This window comes from Mesorhizobium sp. M0621, from assembly GCF_040320745.1.
Lineage (GTDB): Bacteria > Pseudomonadota > Alphaproteobacteria > Rhizobiales > Rhizobiaceae > Mesorhizobium.
The window spans coordinates 91,207-108,224 of record NZ_JAMYQF010000015.1 but is presented as its reverse complement, the minus strand read 5'-3'; the positions used below and the strand labels follow the sequence as shown (position 1 = coordinate 108,224).

The following is a 17,018-nucleotide window of genomic DNA, read 5'->3' as shown; positions in this document are numbered from 1 at the left end:
CGGAATTCCTAGTCGGCAAATCTGCGTAGCGCAATGACTTGATGCCGCGGCACACGTTATTTTGAACAACTATATTAAACAATAACAATATCAGACTATCAACGCCTTGTCGCGCCACAAACGAAATCCGCCTTCGAAGGCGCGTGTGTTGTCGCCGCGCCTGGAGTCCGCGGGCAATTCATCGAGCTTGTCGACATTGCCGCCGCCAATGACGACATAGTCAGGCTGCATGGCGGCACGCAGCCGGTCGACGACGTCGAAGACATATCTGCGCCATTTCTTCTTGCCGCGCTTTACCAGGCCGCGTTCGCCGACATAATCCTCGAAACTCTTGCCGTTCTTGTAGGGAAGGTGGGCGAGTTCCATCGGCTGGGCGACGTTGTCGGCAATCATCGCCGCACCCAGGCCGGTGCCGAGCCCGAGGAACAGCATACGCCCGCCCTCATAGCTGCCGATGGCCTGCATCAGCGCATCGTTGACCACCTTCACCGGTTTACCGAACGCACCCGCGAAGTCGAATCCAGCCCAACCCTTGCCAAGATTGGCAGGGTCGGTGAGCGGCCTGTTGTGGTTGACCGGGCCGGGATAGCCCATCGAGATGACGTCATAGGACAGGCCCTCGGCGAGTTTCTTGACCGCATCGATCATCTGCTGCGGCGTCAGGTCCGGCCCTGAATCGGCGCGGCGCTCCTCGCCGCCGGCGCTGGTCAGGATCTTGACGTGCGAGCCGCCAATATCGATCGAAAGCACGATCTTTTCAGTGCCTGACTTCTCCGGGCCCGATGCCTGTTGTTTCACCGCCTTGGCCATAGTGTCAGCCTCTCACTTTACCGGATCGATCCAGCCGTTGGGCGGCCCGAACCCGGCCATGACGTCCGTGGGTCCCCATGTTCCCGGCTCGTAGAGATGCGGCGGCGTCGTGTCGCCAAGCACCGGGCCGACGATGCGCCAGGCCAGTTCGCTGGCATCCTGGCGGGTGAACAGCTGACCGTTGCCGTTCATGGCGTCGCCGATCAACCGCTCATAGGGCGGCATGTCGCCCTTGCTGTCGTCGAGCGCCGTCAGTTCGACCTGCTCGCCGATCATATCGTCGCCCGGCGCCTTGCGCTGGGCGCCGATGGCGATCACCACCTGCGGATCGATGCGGAAGCGGACGTAGTTCTGGTCGGCGGGCTTGATCGGGTCGAAGACGTCGAGCGGCGGCCGCTTCAGCCGCACCACCACTTCGGTGACGTGCACCGGCATGTTCTTGCCGGCGCGGATGAAGAACGGCACGTCCTGCCAGCGCCAGGTGTCGACGAAGAAACGCACCGCCGCGAAGGTCTCGACGGGTGAGTTCGGCGCCACGCCCGGTTCAGTGAGATAGCCGGTGAACTGGCCGCGCACGACATCGTCCCTGGTCAGCGTGCGGATGGCGCGCAGCACCTGCACCTTCTCGTCGATCAGGTCGTCGGCGGAGCGGCCGACCGGCGGCTCCATGGCAAGCAGCAACAGGATGTTGAGCAGATGGTTCTCGATGACATCCCTGATGCAGCCGACATCGTCATAGAAGCGGCCACGACCCTCGATGCCGAAATCCTCGGCCATTGTGATCTGCACGCTCTCGACGAAATTGCGGTTCCAGATCGGCTCGAGGAGGGAATTGGCGAAGCGGAAATAGAGCAGGTTCTGGATCGCTTCCTTGCCGAGATAGTGGTCGATGCGGAAGATCGACTGTTCGTCGAACACCAGGTGCAGGACCCGGTTCAGCCAGCGTGCCGATTGCAGATCGTGGCCGAATGGCTTTTCCACCATCAGCCGCGCGCCGTGCGCCGTGCCCGATTGCTCCAACCCCTGGATGACCGTCTCGAACATGGTCGGCGGCACTGCCATGTAATGCAGCGGCCGCTGCGCGGTGCCGAGCGCGCTTTTCAGTTTCTCGAACGTCGCCCCATCGCGGTAGTCGCCGCTGACATAGCGCAGCAGGGAGGCGAATTTGGCGAACGCCTCTTCGTCGATCTTGCCGAGCGCATTGACGATGCCGTCGCGGGCGCGCGCCTGCAATTGCTTGAGGTCCCAGGCGTCGAAGGCGACGCCGATCACCGGCTCGGTCAGCGTGCCCTTGGCGACCATCTGGTAAAGCGCTGGAAATATCTTCTTGTGGGCGAGGTCGCCGGTCGCCCCGAAGAGCACCAGCGTGTCGGACCGTTCCTGGCTCATGCGCGCGTCTCCCCTGCCGCCGTCACTTGCCGGCCTTTTCGACATGGCCGCCAAAGGCATAGCGCATGGCGGACAACAGCTTGTCGGCGAATTCGGATTCGCCTTGCGAGGAGAAGCGGTCGAACAGCGCCGAGGACAGCACTGGCGCTGGCACGCCGGTGTCGATCGCCGCCTTCAGCGTCCAGCGGCCTTCGCCGGAATCCGAGACGCGGCCGCCGAAATTCGCCAGGCCCGGATCGCTCTTCAGCGCACCGGCCGTCAGGTCGAGCAGCCAGGAGCCGATGACGCTGCCATGCCGCCAGACCTCGGCGACCTGGGGAAGGTCGATGTCGAACTGGTAGTATTGCGGGTTTTCCAGCGGGCTGGTCTCGGCGTCCGCCGTTCGTTGCCGCTTGCCGGCATTGGCCGACTTCAGGATGTTCATGCCTTCGGCATAGGCGGCCATGACGCCATATTCGATGCCGTTGTGCACCATCTTGACGAAGTGGCCGGCGCCGCTCGGTCCGCAATGCAGATAGCCAAAGGGCGCGGTCCCGGCATCCCTGGGCGGATTGGAGCCGGCGTCGGCGCCCGGCGCCAGCGTGGCAAAGACCGAATCGAGGTGTTGCACCGCCACATCGGGACCGCCGATCATCAGGCAGTAGCCACGCTCCAGACCCCAGACCCCGCCGCTGGTGCCGACATCGACAAGATGGATACCCTTGGTGGCCAGTTTCGCGGCCTGGTCGACGGCGTCGTGATAGTAGGAATTGCCGCCGTCGATGACGATGTCGCCCGGCTCCATCAGCGCTGAGACCTGATCGATGATCCTGCCGGTGATGGCTGCCGGCAGCATCAGCCACACACAACGCGGCTTGGCGAGCTTGCCGACGAATTCTTCCATTGACGCCGCCCCTAGCGCGCCGTCGGTCACCAGGGCCGCGACGCTGGCGGGGTTGATGTCATAGACGACGCATTCGTGGCCGTCGCGCATCAGGCGCCGAACCATGTTGGCGCCCATCCGGCCCAGTCCCATCATTCCGATCTGCATGGTTTCGTCCCTGTTTGCTGAAAGATTTACGGGGTTTATCGAGGAAGGATCACCTGGCTATCCCAGGCGCCTGATGTGACGGAGAAATCGACATTCTCCCAATCGCCGGTGCCCGGCCAGAAAAAAGTGAAGATCAGCGTGCTTCCCTCGGGGAGCCCGGCGAGGGGCAGGTCGGCAAGATGGATGCCGAACGCATTCTCCGCCGTTTGACTGTCATGGGCGGTCGTCCAGTTGTCGGTGCTCCAGTGAATCGTGGCTGGGGCCAGCAGCTCGACGCGCAGCATCTTGCCGGCGGGCATGGTGCGGATCTTGTTGTTGAACCGCCATGTCCTGAACGGCGATACCGTCTTGTTCTCGATGTAGCGCTTGACGCCTTGCGGCGGCATGTCGAAGACCGCGCCGTCGCGCAGCGAACGCAACAGCTTGATATGCTCCGAATGCGCCCAGACCAGCGGCATGGCGCTGCCCGAGGGGCGGCCATGCAGCAGTTCGCGCTCCGGCATATCAGCGCCCTCCCAGACTTGCTCCGGCAACAGGCCGCCCGGTCCGGCCGAGCCTTCCAGTGCTGCCAGCAGGCTGGCCGCCTTGTCCTTGCGCCCTGCCGCCAGCTCGTAGTGGGCGCGCTCGCCGGCCAGCAACGGCCACGGACGGCCCTGGCCGGTACCGTCGAATGGCGCGCCATCTTCGTGCTCGCCATAGCCGTCGCTGGTGTAGCGATACCAGAGCGGCCCTTGCGGCAACTCGCAACGCAATTGCGCATCGATAGCCCTGGCCGTATCGACGATGCGCGGGTCATCGGCCGCCCGCAGGCCGAAGCGCACCAGCGCCAGCGCGTCCGGGCTGACGATTTCCTCGGCGGGCCGGTCGCTATCGCCCGGCGGCCGGTTCTTGATCGGCACATAGCCATCCTTCGGCGAACCGGCCTCGGCGCCGTCGGGCGGCGCGATGCGGACGTAGTAGCCTTCGACGCCTACCGCTTTGCAGGTCGCCGTGCCGGTGACATAGGCCCAGCGTTCGACCTGGTCGTTCCAGACATCAGCGATCTCGCGCAGATAGTTTGCTGCGACCTGCTTGCCGCAGGCGTCGAGCAGGTCAGCAGCGGCAAGCAGGGCGGCGATCTCGACGGCAAGCGTGAACGGGCTGTAGCCGGCATCCTCTTCCCAGCGGTCCTCGCCGGTGACCGGTCCGTTGCGCACGATATAGCTGGCGGCGCGCTCGACCATCGGCAGCAAGGCGGCGAGCCTGGCGCGCGGCAAATGGCCGGCGCGGTGCAAAGCGTCGGCCAGCAGCAGCGGGAAGGCGCATTCGTCCATCTGGATGCCCGGCCAATAGGCCGATCCGTCGAGCCAGGCGTTCTGCGGCCAGTGGCCGTCGGGCTGCTGGATGGAGCTGAGATAGTCGAGGATTTGCAACGCCGAGGCGGCGTCGCCGGCAGCGAGGAAGCCGCCGGCCGTCTCAACCAGATCGCGCGGCCAGACCAGATGGTAGCCGCCGAGGTCGTCGTCGCCCTTGTTGAAGCCCCACGGGATCGAGAGACTGGCGACTGCGGCGCCCGGTGGCGTAATCGAGCGATGTGTCGCCAGAACCGCGGTGCTGATGCGGTAGCTGTTGATCCCCGACTCGCCATGACGGTCCAGCGGCAGCAGGCTCTTTTGCCACTTGCGCCATTTTTCGACGTAGGACTTCGCAGCTGGTTCAAAGCCTCGTTTCAGGCTGGCGAAGGCATTTTCAGCCGCCTCGTCGGGCGTTGCGCCAAACCCCAGCGCCAGCAAAGCCGTGGTCTTGGTCTCGGAAAAGCCGATCTCGCCGGTCAGCGCGACATTGCCGTCCTCGGCCCGCTGGCATGCCGGATCGAGCGCGCCGGTATTGTGCAGTTGCTGCCAGCCGTCGGAGACACCGACATAACCGGCGGAGCCGCTCCGCCAGGGCAGCGACGACGCTAACGCTAGGCAGGTGCCGCGCCCCGAGGCGAACAGCACGGGCTTGCCTTTGTGCTCACCGACCCAGGCAGTGTTGCCCATGCCGGCATTGACCAGATGCGGCGCCAGCAGGGCGTAGACACGGTAGTCGCCGGCGGCGCCTGTGAGCGGCGTGAAGGTGATTTCCTGCAGCAAAGCGGGCCGCGCCGGATCGGCAAGGATGCGCTTTTCGATCCGGTAGGCGCCGTCGGTCGCGGTGTTGACCAGCCTGTAGGCGGGCACGCCGTCCTCGAACGGTTCGATGATATGCGTTGCATCGCGCTTCTCTTCCGAGAAATAGCCGTCGGGGCCGGTGACAATCAGGCCAAGGTCGCGCGTGCAGGCGCTGTCGATGCGCGGATAGTAGATTTCGTTGAGGATGCCGTGGCTGATCGTGAACCAGATCCGGCCGGCCGGCGAAAGCGAAGTTCCGACGCCACTCTTGGCGCTAGACGTCCAACGGGCCGGAATTCCCGGGGCGCCCGGAGCAATCGTTGGCGTCACTGGCATTCGATGTCGGTCTCCTGATCCCCTCCCTAGACCAGGACGCAAAGCCTTTTCAATCACTGCACCGCAAGTTGATCGGGCGGGCCAACGGCAGGGCAACGAACTCGGGTCAACGGTTCCTTCGGAGCCCTCGCCTGCGCATGACGGAGCATCAAACGAAAAACCCGCCTGTGCGGCGGGTCACTGGCGCAAATCAGCACCATGGACGAATATGTACGATAGCTGAGGGCACGGAGTCAAGAAAAAATTCCTATTACCGGCACGAAAGCCGACACCGTCGAACTGCCGTCAGGTCTTTTGTCAACCTGAGTGCGAAGCCCTATGGCCAACGGCGCCCTCGTTGACAGCGGCGGCGGCATGCGTCCACTATTTCCCGGCACGGGAGGATCGTGAGAGCAATGGCGGAAGTGTCCCTGGTCCTGATCGACCGGCTGCTGGCGATATCGCGGGCGCTTGCCGGCCATATCGATCCCGGCACGGCGTTTCGCGCGACAGCCATCGAGATCGGCTCGCTCATTCCGCACGACCACATGGATCTGGCGGTGCTGTCGCATGACGGCCGTCGCCACGCCTGTTATGAAGCCGGCTTCCACACCAGCTGGAGCGAGCTTGCCCAGCATCCGCTGCCGACCGAAGTCAGCCCGATCCGCTCGGTGCTGTGGGGCGAGGTACCCTATCTGCTCGCCGATGACGCGTTGAGCGACGAGCGCTTCCATTTCGCCACCGCCCTCGATGGGCCGATCTTCGCCGCCCAACTGCGCAGCCGCATCGTCGTGCCGCTCAGGGCACGCGGCGGCATCATCGGCGCGCTCAACATCAGCCGGCACGAGGTCGATTGCTACACGCTTGCCGACGTCGCCGTCGCCCAGCAATGCGCGGACCTGATCGCGCCCTATATCTTCGCGCTGATCCAGACCGAGGAGGCACGCCGCGCCATGCTTGCCGAGAGCGAGGCGCGCAACCGCGTCGAACTGCTGCGCGTCGGTGCTTCGCAATTGACCGAAGGCATGGAGCGCGAACGCCGGCGCATGGCCATGGACCTGCACGACCAGACGCTTGCCGATCTCGCCCGCATCGCCCGCCAGCTTTCGGCCCTTCGTGGCCAGGGCGTGGCGCGGGCCGCGCAGCTTGCCGATCTCGAGCAGGAGGTCGCCGGCTGCCTGACGGAACTGCGCCACATCGTCGATGACATGCGGCCGAGCGTGCTCGAATTGTTCGGCTTGCGCGACGCCGTCGAGGCGCATCTCAACCGCAGCGTCGCCAGGGCCAAGCCACCGATCGCCGTGCGCATCGCCGACACCAGCGATGGCGCCGCCGACAGCCTGCCCGAGCCTGTCCGCACCGCGCTCTACCGGATCGTGCAGGAAGCCATCAACAATGCCGTTCGCCACGCCGCGCCGCACCGCATCGACGTCTTGCTGGCGTCGACAGCGAGCGTGCTGCGGGTGATCGTCACCGATGACGGCAAGGGCTGCGGCGCCGTCGACCCGGCGGCGCATGGCGGCATCGGCCATATGCACACGCGGGCCGCCCTTATCGGGGCGCGGCTGCGCATCGGCCAGGCCGGACGCAAGAGCGGCGGCACGCGTGTCGTCGTCGAGATCGACCGTCAGCCATCGCGGGAATTGCCTGTTGCGGCGACTGCAACAGCGCCCGGCGAGTTCGCCGTGTCGGAGGCCATGTGATGCTTGTGATGATCGCCGAGAATGACGGGCTGCACCGCACCTTCGCGCGGCGAACGGTGGAGCAATTATGGCCGGGCGACGTCGAGGTGATCGAAGCCAGCGACGGCGAGGACGCCATCAGCCTGGCGGCCGAGCGCGAGCCGCCGCATGTCGTGCTTGATTTGCAGATGCCGAAAGCGACGGGGATCGAGGTTGCCAGGGCGATCTGGAACCGCCGCGCCGGCACGCACATCCTGTTCTGGTCGAATTTCGCCGACGAGGCCTATGTGCGCGGCGTGGCGCGCATCGTGCCGCCCGGCTCCGTCTATGGCTATGTGCTGAAGTCAGCGACGGAAGAAGGCATGCGGTCGGCCTTGCGCGGCGTTTTCCGCGATGGCCACTGCATCATCGACCGCGAGATCCGCGGCATCCAGCACCGCGTGCAGGACAAATTCGAGGGCATCACCGATGGCGAATATGAAAGCCTGATCGACATTGCACTCGGTCTCACCGACCGGGCGATCGCGGCACGCCGCGGCCTGTCGATCCGTGGCGCGCAAAGCCGCATCAAGCATGTCTACGACAAGCTCGGCATCGTGCCGGCGGAAGACGGCGCCGGCGATGCTTCCGTGTTCAACTCGCGGACGCGGGCGATCTATCTCGCCATGGCGCGCGGCCTGATCAACATCGATGCGCTGCGCCGCGAGCAGGACCGGCTCGATGCCTGGCTGGCCCAGGCGCCGCCGGGCCACTGATTGCAGTTCTTTGCGACTGTGCAAATGCACAGTCGGCCGTGCGCTTTGACCGGTATCGCCACGTCGGCGCCGCAACTACGCTCGATCCCCAACGAGAAGACCATATCGGGGAAGCGCTCATGCCATTCGTCACCATGCGGATACGCACGGCTGTTCGCGCCGCCGGGAGCCGGTGATGTCGGTGTCGGCGCGCGCCCGCCATTCCGGCCTGGACGACGTCGTCGGCGATGCGACGATCGAAACGCTGGCGAGCGGCTTCGGCTTCCTCGAAGGGCCGGTCTGGCACCCCTACGAAAAGTGGCTGGTCTTCTCCGACATTCCGGAAAGCCGTATGTACCGCCGCGGCAGCGCGGGCGAGATCGTGCTGTTCCGCGAACCGAGCCACAAGGCCAATGGCAACACGCTGGACCGCCAGGGGCGGCTGGTCACCTGCGAGCACGCGACGAGCCGGGTGACCCGCGCCGAGACCAACGGCAGCGTCACGGTGCTTGCCACGCATCACCAGGGCAAGCAGCTCAACAGCCCGAACGACATCGTTATCGCCACTGGCGGATCGATCTACTTCACCGATCCGGGCTACGGCAGGGTGGAATTCTATGGTGTGCCGCGCCCTCAGGAACTGCCGTTCCAGGGCGTCTACCGCATCGACGGCAACGGTGCCCGGCTGATGCTGCTGGCCGACGATTTCGTGCAGCCGAACGGACTCTGCTTTTCGCTGGACGAGTCGCGGCTGTTCATCAACGACACCGAACGAGGACACATCAGGGTGTTTGGTGTCGAGGCGAATGGCGATCTGAACGGCGGTGCCGTCTGGGCCGTGACCGAGGGCGAAGGACCGGGCGCGCCGGACGGCATGAAGATCGACAGCCGCGGCAATCTTTATTGCACTGGGCCCGGCGGCATCCATGTCTTTGATGCGTCGGGCGCTATTCTTGGCGTCATCCGGACGCCCGAAGATTGCGCGAATTTCACGTTCGGCGACGACGACCTACAAAGCCTCTACATAACCGCGTCGACGTCATTGTACCGGCTCCGGGTGCGGGTGCCGGGATTGAGACTGTTTTGAGTGCGCGACAATCCGTGCTCAAATCAGAGTGAGGCCGGGGTCAAAGCCGGCGGGAATTGCAGCAGTCAACACATCTGGGAGGATTACGACATGAAGAAACTGTTCGTTCTGGGCGCTCTGGCGGCAATGCTCGCCTCGGGCACGGCGCTGGCCGATACCAGTGGCAAGAAGATCGCCTTTTCCAACAACTATGCCGGCAATTCGTGGCGGCAGGCGATGCTCGACAGCTATGGCATCGTCACCAAGAAGGCGGTCGCCGACAAGATCGTCGGGGCGGCCGATATCTTCACCACCGCCGACAAGGAGGTGCCGACGCAGGCGGCGCAGGTGCAGAACCTGATCCTGCAGGGCTATGACGCGATCGTCATCAACGCAGCCTCGCCGGATGCGCTCAATGGCGCCATCAAGCAGGCCTGCGATGCCGGCATTGTCGTTGTCTCCTTCGACGGCACCGTAACCGAACCTTGCGCCTATCGCGTCGTCGTCGACTTCAAGGACATGGGCAAGCAGGAAGTCGAGCAGATGGCCAAGTTCCAGCCCAAGGGCGGCAACCTGCTTGAAATCCGTGGCCTTGCTGGCACCTCGATCGACGATGCCATCCATGCCGGCATCCTCGAAGGCGTCGCCGCCCATCCCGAGTTCAAGATCGTCGGTTCGGTGACCGGCGACTGGGATCAGACGACGGCGCAGAAGGCGGTGGCGACCATCCTGCCGTCGCTGCCCGATGTCGTCGGTATCGTCGACCAGGGCGGCGACGGCTATGGCGCGGCACAGGCCTTCGCCGCCGCCGGCAAGCCGCGCCCGACCATCATCATGGGCAACCGGCAGGACGAGCTGCAGTGGTGGAAGGAACAGAAGGACAAGGACGGCTACCAGACCTGGTCGGCATCGATCGCGCCCGGCGTGTCCTCGCTCGCCTTCTGGGTGGCGCAGCAAGTGCTCGACGGCCGCACGGATATTCCGCACGATCTGCTGGTGCCGTATCTGGCGTTCACCCAGGACGATTTCGAGGCCGAGCTGCCGAAGATACCCAAGGGCGGCGTCGCCAGCCACGAATACACGCAGGAAGACGCCATCGCGGCCATCAAAGCCAACATCAAGTGAGCATAACGGCAGCGTTGCCGTCCCTATCGCCGAACGGATATCGTTGAGCATGCCTGAAGGGAACGCTGACATCATCAGACTGAACGGCGCCGAAAAGCATTTCGGCGCCGTTCGCGCACTGGGCGGCGTGGATTTTCACGTCGGGCCGGGCGAATGCGTCGGTCTCGTCGGCCACAATGGCGCCGGCAAATCGACGCTGATGCACATGGTGGCGGGCACGCTGGTGCCCGACAGCGGGCAGATCGGCGTGCATGGCGGCATCGAGGACAATTACTCGGTGTCGCGGGCGCAGCAGCTTGGCATACGCTGCGTGTTTCAGGAATTGTCGCTGTGTCCCAATCTCAGCGTTGCCGAGAACACGCGCATCAACCACGCGTCGCTGCGCGGGCTCGGCTGGCGGCGCAAGGCGGCCGAGCTGATCGCCGCCAAGCTCGACGAGATCTTTCCGGGACACAGCATCTCGCCCTCGGACATTGTCGGCGACCTGTCGATCGGCCGGCGCCAGATGGTGGAGGTGGCGCGCGCGTTCACCGTGACCCAGGATCGGCTCGACCTCGTCATCCTCGACGAGCCGACCTCGTCGCTGGACGCGCATACGGCCGGCCAGTTGCTGGCCTTCGTGCGCCGCTTCGTTGCCGGCGGCAAAAGCTGCATCCTGATTTCGCATGTGCTGGGCGAAGTGTTGCGCAACGCCGACCGCATCGTGGTGATGCGCGACGGCAAGGTGGTTGTCACCGACGCAGCGGATGCTTTCGACCGCGACCGGCTGGTGACGGCGATGGGCGGTGCGGAAGCGCGCCAGAAGATCGCCGCCGAAATCGCTGCCGCCAAGCCCGGGGCCAGTCCGCTGCGGGTCCGGGCGCGGCCGGCCGCGCAGAAGGACGGCGCCGACCTTGTCGCTTGCGCCGGCGAGATCATCGGCCTTGCCGGGCTGGCGGGACATGGCCAGACCGACCTGCTGCTGGCGATCTTCGCCGCGGCATCGCGCGCTCGGGCCGGCATCGAGGTGACCGCGCCGGTGGCGCTGGTGGCCGGCGACCGCCAGGCGGACGGCATTTTCCCGCAATGGTCGATCACTGAGAACATCGGCATCCGCTCGCTTACGCGCCTGCGCAACGGGCTGCTGATCTCGCCGCAGCGCGAGGCCGAGCTCGCCCAGTTCTGGCAAAAGAAGATCGGCATCCGTACGCCTGATATGAACAACAACATCTTCTCGCTGTCGGGCGGCAACCAGCAGAAAGCGCTGTTTGCCCGCGCCCTCGGCTCCGACGCACAGATCGTGCTGATGGACGATCCGATGCGCGGCGTCGATATCGGCACCAAGCTGGAGGTCTACGACCTCGTGCGTGAGGAAGCCGGCCGCGGCCGCACCTTTCTCTGGTACACCACCGAAACCGAAGAACTCGACAATTGCGACCACGTCTATGTCTTCAAGAACGGCCGCATCGTCGCCAATCTGCGCCGCGACGAGTTGACGGAAGAGAAGATCATCCAATCCTCGTTCGGCGATGCGGCCTGAGATGACGGCCGCCAGCCTCGAAACCGCTGCCAAGACTTCCGCCGAGCGTGGTGCGCTGGCCCGCGCACGCCTGCTGCGCGGCCTGCTGCCGGCACTGTCGCTGGTGCTGGTGCTGCTTGCCATCGCCTGGCTCAACCCGCGCGCCATCAGCTATTTCGGCTTCAGCCTGATGCTCAATTTGGCGATCCCGATCGCGCTGGCGACAATCGCGCAGATGTTCGTCATATCAGGCAACGAACTCGATCTGTCGATCGGCACTTTCGTCGGCTTTGTCGGCTGTGTCACCGCGACCTGGCTGAAGGACGCGCCGCTCATCGGCGTGGTGATCCTGCTCGGATCGATCGGCGTCTACGCGCTGCTCGGCGCGCTGATCTATCTGCGCAATTTGCCGTCGATCGTGGTGACGCTCGGCATGAGCTTCGTCTGGCAAGGCCTGGCCATCCTCATCCTGCCCAAACCGGGCGGCAAGGCGCCGGACTGGCTGCTTGGGCTGATGGCGTTCAAGCCGCCTTTGGTGCCGTTCCCGATCATTGCCGCGCTGCTGATCGGTTTCATGGTCCATTTCGGCCTGATGCGCACCTCCTATGGCGTGATCCTGCGCGGCTCGGGTGGCAATCCGGCGGCGCTCGGGCGCGCAGGCTGGTCGCTGCTCAAGACCAAGATCGTGCTGTTTTCGCTGGCCGGCCTGTTCGGCGTGCTGTCGGGCATGGCGCTGATCGGCATCACCACTTCGGCCGATGCCAATATCGGCAATGGCTATACGCTGCTGGCGATCGCCGGCGTCATCCTCGGCGGCGGCGAATTCGTCGGCGGCCGGGTGTCGCCGATCGGCGCGGTGATCGGTGCGCTGACGCTGGCGCTGGCCGCTTCGCCGCTGCTCACCTTCATGCACATCCCACCCGACTGGCAGGTGGCCGCCAACGGCGCGATCCTCATTATCGTGCTGGCGGCGCGGGTGCTGATCAGCCGCAAGGAAAGGTGAGCGATGATCTCAGTGAAATCGCTGCTGACCAAACCCTGGATCTGGTCGTTTCTCGGCGCCCTACTGGTGTGGCTGGCGACGATCGCCTTCACCGGCGGCTATGGCGCCGGCGGAATGGTGACCGCCGCGCTGTCGCTGGCGGTATTCACGGTCATCGTCGGTGTCGGGCAGATGTTCGTCATCACGCTTGGCCCGGGCAATGTCGACCTGTCACTGCCGGCCAATATCGGCCTTGCCAGTGCCGTCGCCATGAAGGTGATGGACGGCAACGACGCCATGATCGCAGTCGGGCTTCTGGCGGCGCTGGCCTGCGGGGCTGCGATCGGCGTCGCCAACTATCTGCTGATCTGGGCGCTACGTATCCCGCCGATCATCGCCACGCTGTCGGCCAGTTTCATCATCCAGTCGATCGACATCAGCTATGGGCGCGGCTTGCAGATCAAGCCGCCGCCGGGCTTCGCCGATTTCGCCAATTGGCAGGTGCTGGGCATTCCGGTGCTGGCGATCCTCACCGTGCTGTTCACCATCGGTGCTGCCATCGCGCTGCAGCGCATGATCTATGGCCGCTCGGTGCTGGCGATCGGCCAGAACATCCGCGCCGCGTGGCTGGCCGGCGTCAATGTCGGCCGCATCCGCTTCCTCACCTACACGCTGTCGGGAGCGCTCGGCGGCATCGATGGCGCGCTGCTCGCCGGCTATTTCCGCGGCGCCAATGTCGATATCGGCAATGAGTATCTGCTGGCATCGATCGCCGTCGTCGTCATCGGCGGCACGTCGGTCGCCGGCGGCAAGGCCAATGTCCCCGGCGTCTGGGGCGCGGCGCTGTTCCTCGTGCTTTTGCTGACCATGCTCAACACCTTCGGCGTCAGCGCCGGCGTGCGATTGCTGCTGACGGGGCTGATCATCGTCGGGGTGATTACGGCGGCGGGCGGGCAGAAGGCGCTGCGGTGAATGTGATGGGCGCACGACATGGGACGTTGGCGGGACAGCACCCCCCTCTGTCCTGCCGGGCATCTCCCCCGCAAGGAGGGAGATCGGCAGTTGTCGTGGCCTTCGCCAATCTGCAACGTTGCAAAGTGAGCGAGGCGCAGAAGCTGTCAATCTCCCCCCTTGCGGGGGAGATGCCCGGCAGGGCAGAGGGGGGTGTGAAGGATCGCTACTTCGGAGATGATGGCGGCCAGGCATCTCGACCGGCAATCATTGTGCCAGGCCGGCATCCGGTTCCCATCCGCGTCGTGACGCTGTAAATCACGACCATTGCTGGGAGGTTTGTGTGTCCGATTTCCTCAAGGTCAGTCGTGATGGCGATGTCGCCATCGTCACCATCGACAATCCGCCGGTCAACGCGCTGAGCTTTCATGTCCGTGAGCCGCTGATGCAGGCGCTGGTCGGCTTGCGGGATGATGCTTCGGTCGCGGCCATCGTCATCGCTTGCGCCGGCCGGACCTTTGTTGCCGGGGCCGACATCACCGAGTTCGGCAAGCCGATGCAGCAACCCGAGTTGCGCGCCATCGTGGCCTTGCTGGAAACAATCGCCAAGCCGACGATCGCGGCCATTCATGGCACCGCACTTGGCGGCGGCCTGGAGCTGGCGCTCGGCTGTCACTTCCGCGTCGCCGATGCGGGCGCCAAGCTCGGCTTGCCCGAGGTGAAGCTTGGCCTGTTGCCGGGCGGTGGTGGCACGGTGCGGCTGCCGCGCCTGGTAGGCGCGATGAAGGCGTTGAAGATGATCGTTTCAGGCGCGCCGATCGGCGCGGCCGAGGCGCATGAAGCCGGCCTCGTCGATGCCGTCTTCAAAGGCGATCTGACCACGCATGCCGTGAACTTCGCCAGGGAAATAGCCCGCAAGGGTGGTCCCTTCACCCCGGTGCGCGATCGCGATGACGGGCTCAAGGAGACCGACCTCGCGGCTCTCGACGCCGAGGCCGCGGATCTTGCCAGGAAGGCGCGCGGCCTCGAGGCGCCGGTCGCCTGCGCGCTATCGGTGCGCAATGCCGTCACGCTGCCCTTCGACGCGGCACTGGCGGCGGAGCGTGCTTTGTTCGTGAAACTGGTCGGCAGCGATCAGTCGCGGGCGCAGCGCCATCTGTTCTTCGCCGAACGTGAGGCGGCAAAGATTTCGGCCAAGGACATCGTCAAGCGCGGGATTGCCCGCGTCGGCGTCATCGGCGCCGGCACGATGGGCGGCGGCATTGCCATGGCCTTCGCCAACGGCGGCTATCCCGTTATCCTCCTGGAAACCAGCCAGGAAGCGTTGCAGCGCGGTCTCGGCACGATCGAGAAGAACTATGCCGTTTCCGTCATGCGCGGCTCCCTGACCGAAGATGCCAAGCGCCAGCGGCTCGCCCAGTTCAAGGGTTCCACCGACTATGCCGATCTCGCCGATTGCGACCTGATTGTCGAGGCTGTGTTCGAGGACATGGCGGTCAAGAAGGAAGTCTTCGGCAAGCTCGATGCGGTGGCGAAGCCCGGTGCGATCCTCGCCACCAACACATCCTATCTCGACGTTAACGAAATCGCCGCCTCGACCTCGCGCCCGCAGGATGTGGTCGGCCTGCACTTCTTCTCGCCGGCCAATGTCATGAAGCTGCTGGAGATCGTGCGGGCGCAGAGGACCGCACCCGATGCGCTGGTGACATCAGTCGACCTGGCGCGGCGGATCGGCAAGGTGGCTGTGGTCGTCGGCGTCTGCCATGGTTTCGTCGGCAACCGCATGCTGGCGGCGCGTGGTTCGGAATCCGAAGCGCTTCTTTTGGAAGGCGCTACCCCGCGCCAGATCGACCGGGTGTTCACCGATTTCGGCTGGCCGATGGGACCGTTCCAGATGGGCGATCTGGCCGGGCTCGACATCGGCTGGCGCAACCGCAAGGCGCGCGGCCAGATAGCCGTCATCGCCGACACACTGTGCGAACAGGGGCGTTTCGGCCAGAAGACCGGCAGAGGGTTCTATCTCTACGAGAACGGCTCGCGCACACCGGTTCCGGATCCCGAGGTTGAAGCGCTGATCTGTGCCAAGGCGGACGAAAAGGGCATCGCGCCGCGCGCGATCAGTGCGGAAGAAATCATCGAGCGCACGCTCTATCCGCTGATAAACGAAGGCGCGAAGATCCTGGAGGAAGGGATCGCGGCCCGCGCATCCGACATCGATGTCGTCTGGGTCAACGGCTACGGCTTTCCCATCGGCAAGGGCGGCCCGATGTTCTGGGCCGGACTTGAAGGCGGGGCCAGGATTGTCGAGCGGCTCGAGTACTGGCATCAACGCACCGGCAAGGACGTTTTCAAGCCGGCGCCGCTGCTCAAGACAATGGCCGAGACGGGCTCCTGGGAAGCCGGCGCAACGGCCTGATCGAGCGGTGATTCAAGGCCGGCAGAATTACCGGATCCGCGCGTCGATGATCTCGACGAAGCGCGCGAACAGGCCGGCCTGCGACTTGATCTTCAGCTTGCGGTAGATGTTGCGGCGATGGACCTTCACGGTTCCCGGCACGATGCGCATCGCCCGGGCGATCGATTCCGTGGAATGCCCCTGCAGCACCAGGTCGACGACATGCTTTTCGCGCGGCGTCAGCGACAGGCTCTGCCAGATATGAGCACGGTCGAATTCGTTGACCGGCGCTATCGTCTCGTCCTGCTTCACTGCTGCCGGCTCGTCGGCCGGAAGGGCTGGCCAACGCAACCTGATGAAGCTGATCACCGCCGGCGCCATGTCGCGCAGCAGCCTGGCATCGGCGGTGCCGAACGGGCCCGAAGCGCGCAGGCGCATCAGCGAGAGCACAAGCGCGTCCTTGCCGGGCAGCGGCACGAAGAAGCCGACCTCCTCGGCCAGCCTGGTCTGGCTGTAGTAGGAGCGAAAATACTCGCTGGCGTAGAAGCGGTCCGGCGCCAGTTCGCGCATGCGCCAGAAACCTTCCTTGCGTTCGACCGCCGCGTGATGGAACGGGTCGAGCAGATACGGCCCCTCCTGATAGAGCGCGACGAAGACGTGGCTTTCGGCCGGCGAGAAGGTCTCGAACAGCAGCGGCGGGCGCGAGGCGCCGCGATAGCCGAAGATCACGCAGTGATCGAAGCTGACATGCTGCCGCAGCCAACCGACCAGCGCCTTGCCGAAGAGGTCGCCGCTCGTCTCCCGCGTCGCTGCGATAAGCGTGGCGAGCTGGCTGTATTCGTCGCTGCGGGACAATCCATACCCCCTTAAACGAGAAAATAGGTTAGATATACCACCCACGAGGTATAT

Annotated in this window: 13 protein-coding genes; 8 read left to right on the top strand and 5 right to left on the bottom strand. The window is 64.9% G+C overall.

Features of this window, described 5'->3' with window-relative positions; genetic code table 11:
• Positions 1-90 precede the first annotated feature (90 nt).
• The 4 genes from NKI38_RS13480 to NKI38_RS13465 are packed head-to-tail and all read right to left on the bottom strand — an operon-like array spanning position 91 to position 5,697.
• The gene (locus NKI38_RS13480) at positions 91-810 is read right to left on the bottom strand and encodes an ROK family protein (protein ID WP_352658306.1); all 720 of its coding nucleotides are present in this window, start codon (positions 808-810) and stop codon (positions 91-93) included.
• A gap of 12 nt (positions 811-822) precedes the next feature.
• A complete protein-coding gene (zwf, locus tag NKI38_RS13475; protein WP_352658305.1) occupies positions 823-2,199 on the bottom strand; it encodes a glucose-6-phosphate dehydrogenase in 1,377 nt (458 codons plus the stop codon).
• A 22-nt stretch (positions 2,200-2,221) separates the two neighbouring features.
• Positions 2,222-3,229, bottom strand: coding sequence for a phosphogluconate dehydrogenase (NAD(+)-dependent, decarboxylating) (gnd, locus tag NKI38_RS13470; protein ID WP_352658303.1), 1,008 nt, complete (start codon positions 3,227-3,229; stop codon positions 2,222-2,224).
• Positions 3,230-3,264: 35 nt separating this feature from the next.
• On the bottom strand, positions 3,265-5,697 hold the full coding sequence (locus NKI38_RS13465; protein ID WP_352658301.1) for a glucan 1,4-alpha-glucosidase: 2,433 nt from the start codon (positions 5,695-5,697) through the stop codon (positions 3,265-3,267).
• Positions 5,698-6,092: 395 nt separating this feature from the next.
• Between NKI38_RS13465 and NKI38_RS13460 the strand changes: the two genes are divergently transcribed.
• The 8 genes from NKI38_RS13460 (at position 6,093) to NKI38_RS13425 (ending at position 16,130) form a co-directional block, all read left to right on the top strand.
• On the top strand, positions 6,093-7,379 hold the full coding sequence (locus NKI38_RS13460) for a GAF domain-containing sensor histidine kinase (RefSeq protein ID WP_352658299.1): 1,287 nt from the start codon (positions 6,093-6,095) through the stop codon (positions 7,377-7,379).
• Entirely contained in the window at positions 7,379-8,113 is a 735-nt protein-coding gene (locus NKI38_RS13455) for a response regulator (protein WP_352658297.1), read from the top strand. Before NKI38_RS13460 ends, NKI38_RS13455 begins: the two co-directional genes overlap by 1 nt.
• 175 nt (positions 8,114-8,288) lie before the next feature.
• Entirely contained in the window at positions 8,289-9,179 is an 891-nt protein-coding gene (locus NKI38_RS13450; protein ID WP_352658295.1) for an SMP-30/gluconolactonase/LRE family protein, read from the top strand.
• Between the two features lie 90 nt (positions 9,180-9,269).
• Positions 9,270-10,283, top strand: coding sequence for an ABC transporter substrate-binding protein (locus NKI38_RS13445; protein WP_352658293.1), 1,014 nt, complete (start codon positions 9,270-9,272; stop codon positions 10,281-10,283).
• A gap of 49 nt (positions 10,284-10,332) precedes the next feature.
• On the top strand, positions 10,333-11,802 hold the full coding sequence (locus tag NKI38_RS13440) for a sugar ABC transporter ATP-binding protein (protein WP_352658291.1): 1,470 nt from the start codon (positions 10,333-10,335) through the stop codon (positions 11,800-11,802).
• A gap of 1 nt (position 11,803) precedes the next feature.
• Positions 11,804-12,784 (top strand): ABC transporter permease, encoded by a 981-nt coding sequence (locus tag NKI38_RS13435; RefSeq protein ID WP_352658289.1) that lies wholly within the window; start codon positions 11,804-11,806, stop codon positions 12,782-12,784.
• A gap of 3 nt (positions 12,785-12,787) precedes the next feature.
• On the top strand, positions 12,788-13,735 hold the full coding sequence (locus NKI38_RS13430) for an ABC transporter permease (RefSeq protein WP_352658287.1): 948 nt from the start codon (positions 12,788-12,790) through the stop codon (positions 13,733-13,735).
• Between the two features lie 322 nt (positions 13,736-14,057).
• Positions 14,058-16,130 carry a 3-hydroxyacyl-CoA dehydrogenase NAD-binding domain-containing protein gene (locus tag NKI38_RS13425; RefSeq protein ID WP_352658285.1) on the top strand — a complete coding sequence of 691 codons (2,073 nt, stop codon included), beginning with the start codon at positions 14,058-14,060 and terminating at the stop codon, positions 16,128-16,130.
• Between the two features lie 27 nt (positions 16,131-16,157).
• Here NKI38_RS13425 and NKI38_RS13420 read toward each other — a convergent pair whose 3' ends face one another.
• Positions 16,158-16,964 carry a response regulator transcription factor gene (locus NKI38_RS13420; RefSeq protein ID WP_352658283.1) on the bottom strand — a complete coding sequence of 269 codons (807 nt, stop codon included), beginning with the start codon at positions 16,962-16,964 and terminating at the stop codon, positions 16,158-16,160.
• Positions 16,965-17,018 lie beyond the last annotated feature (54 nt).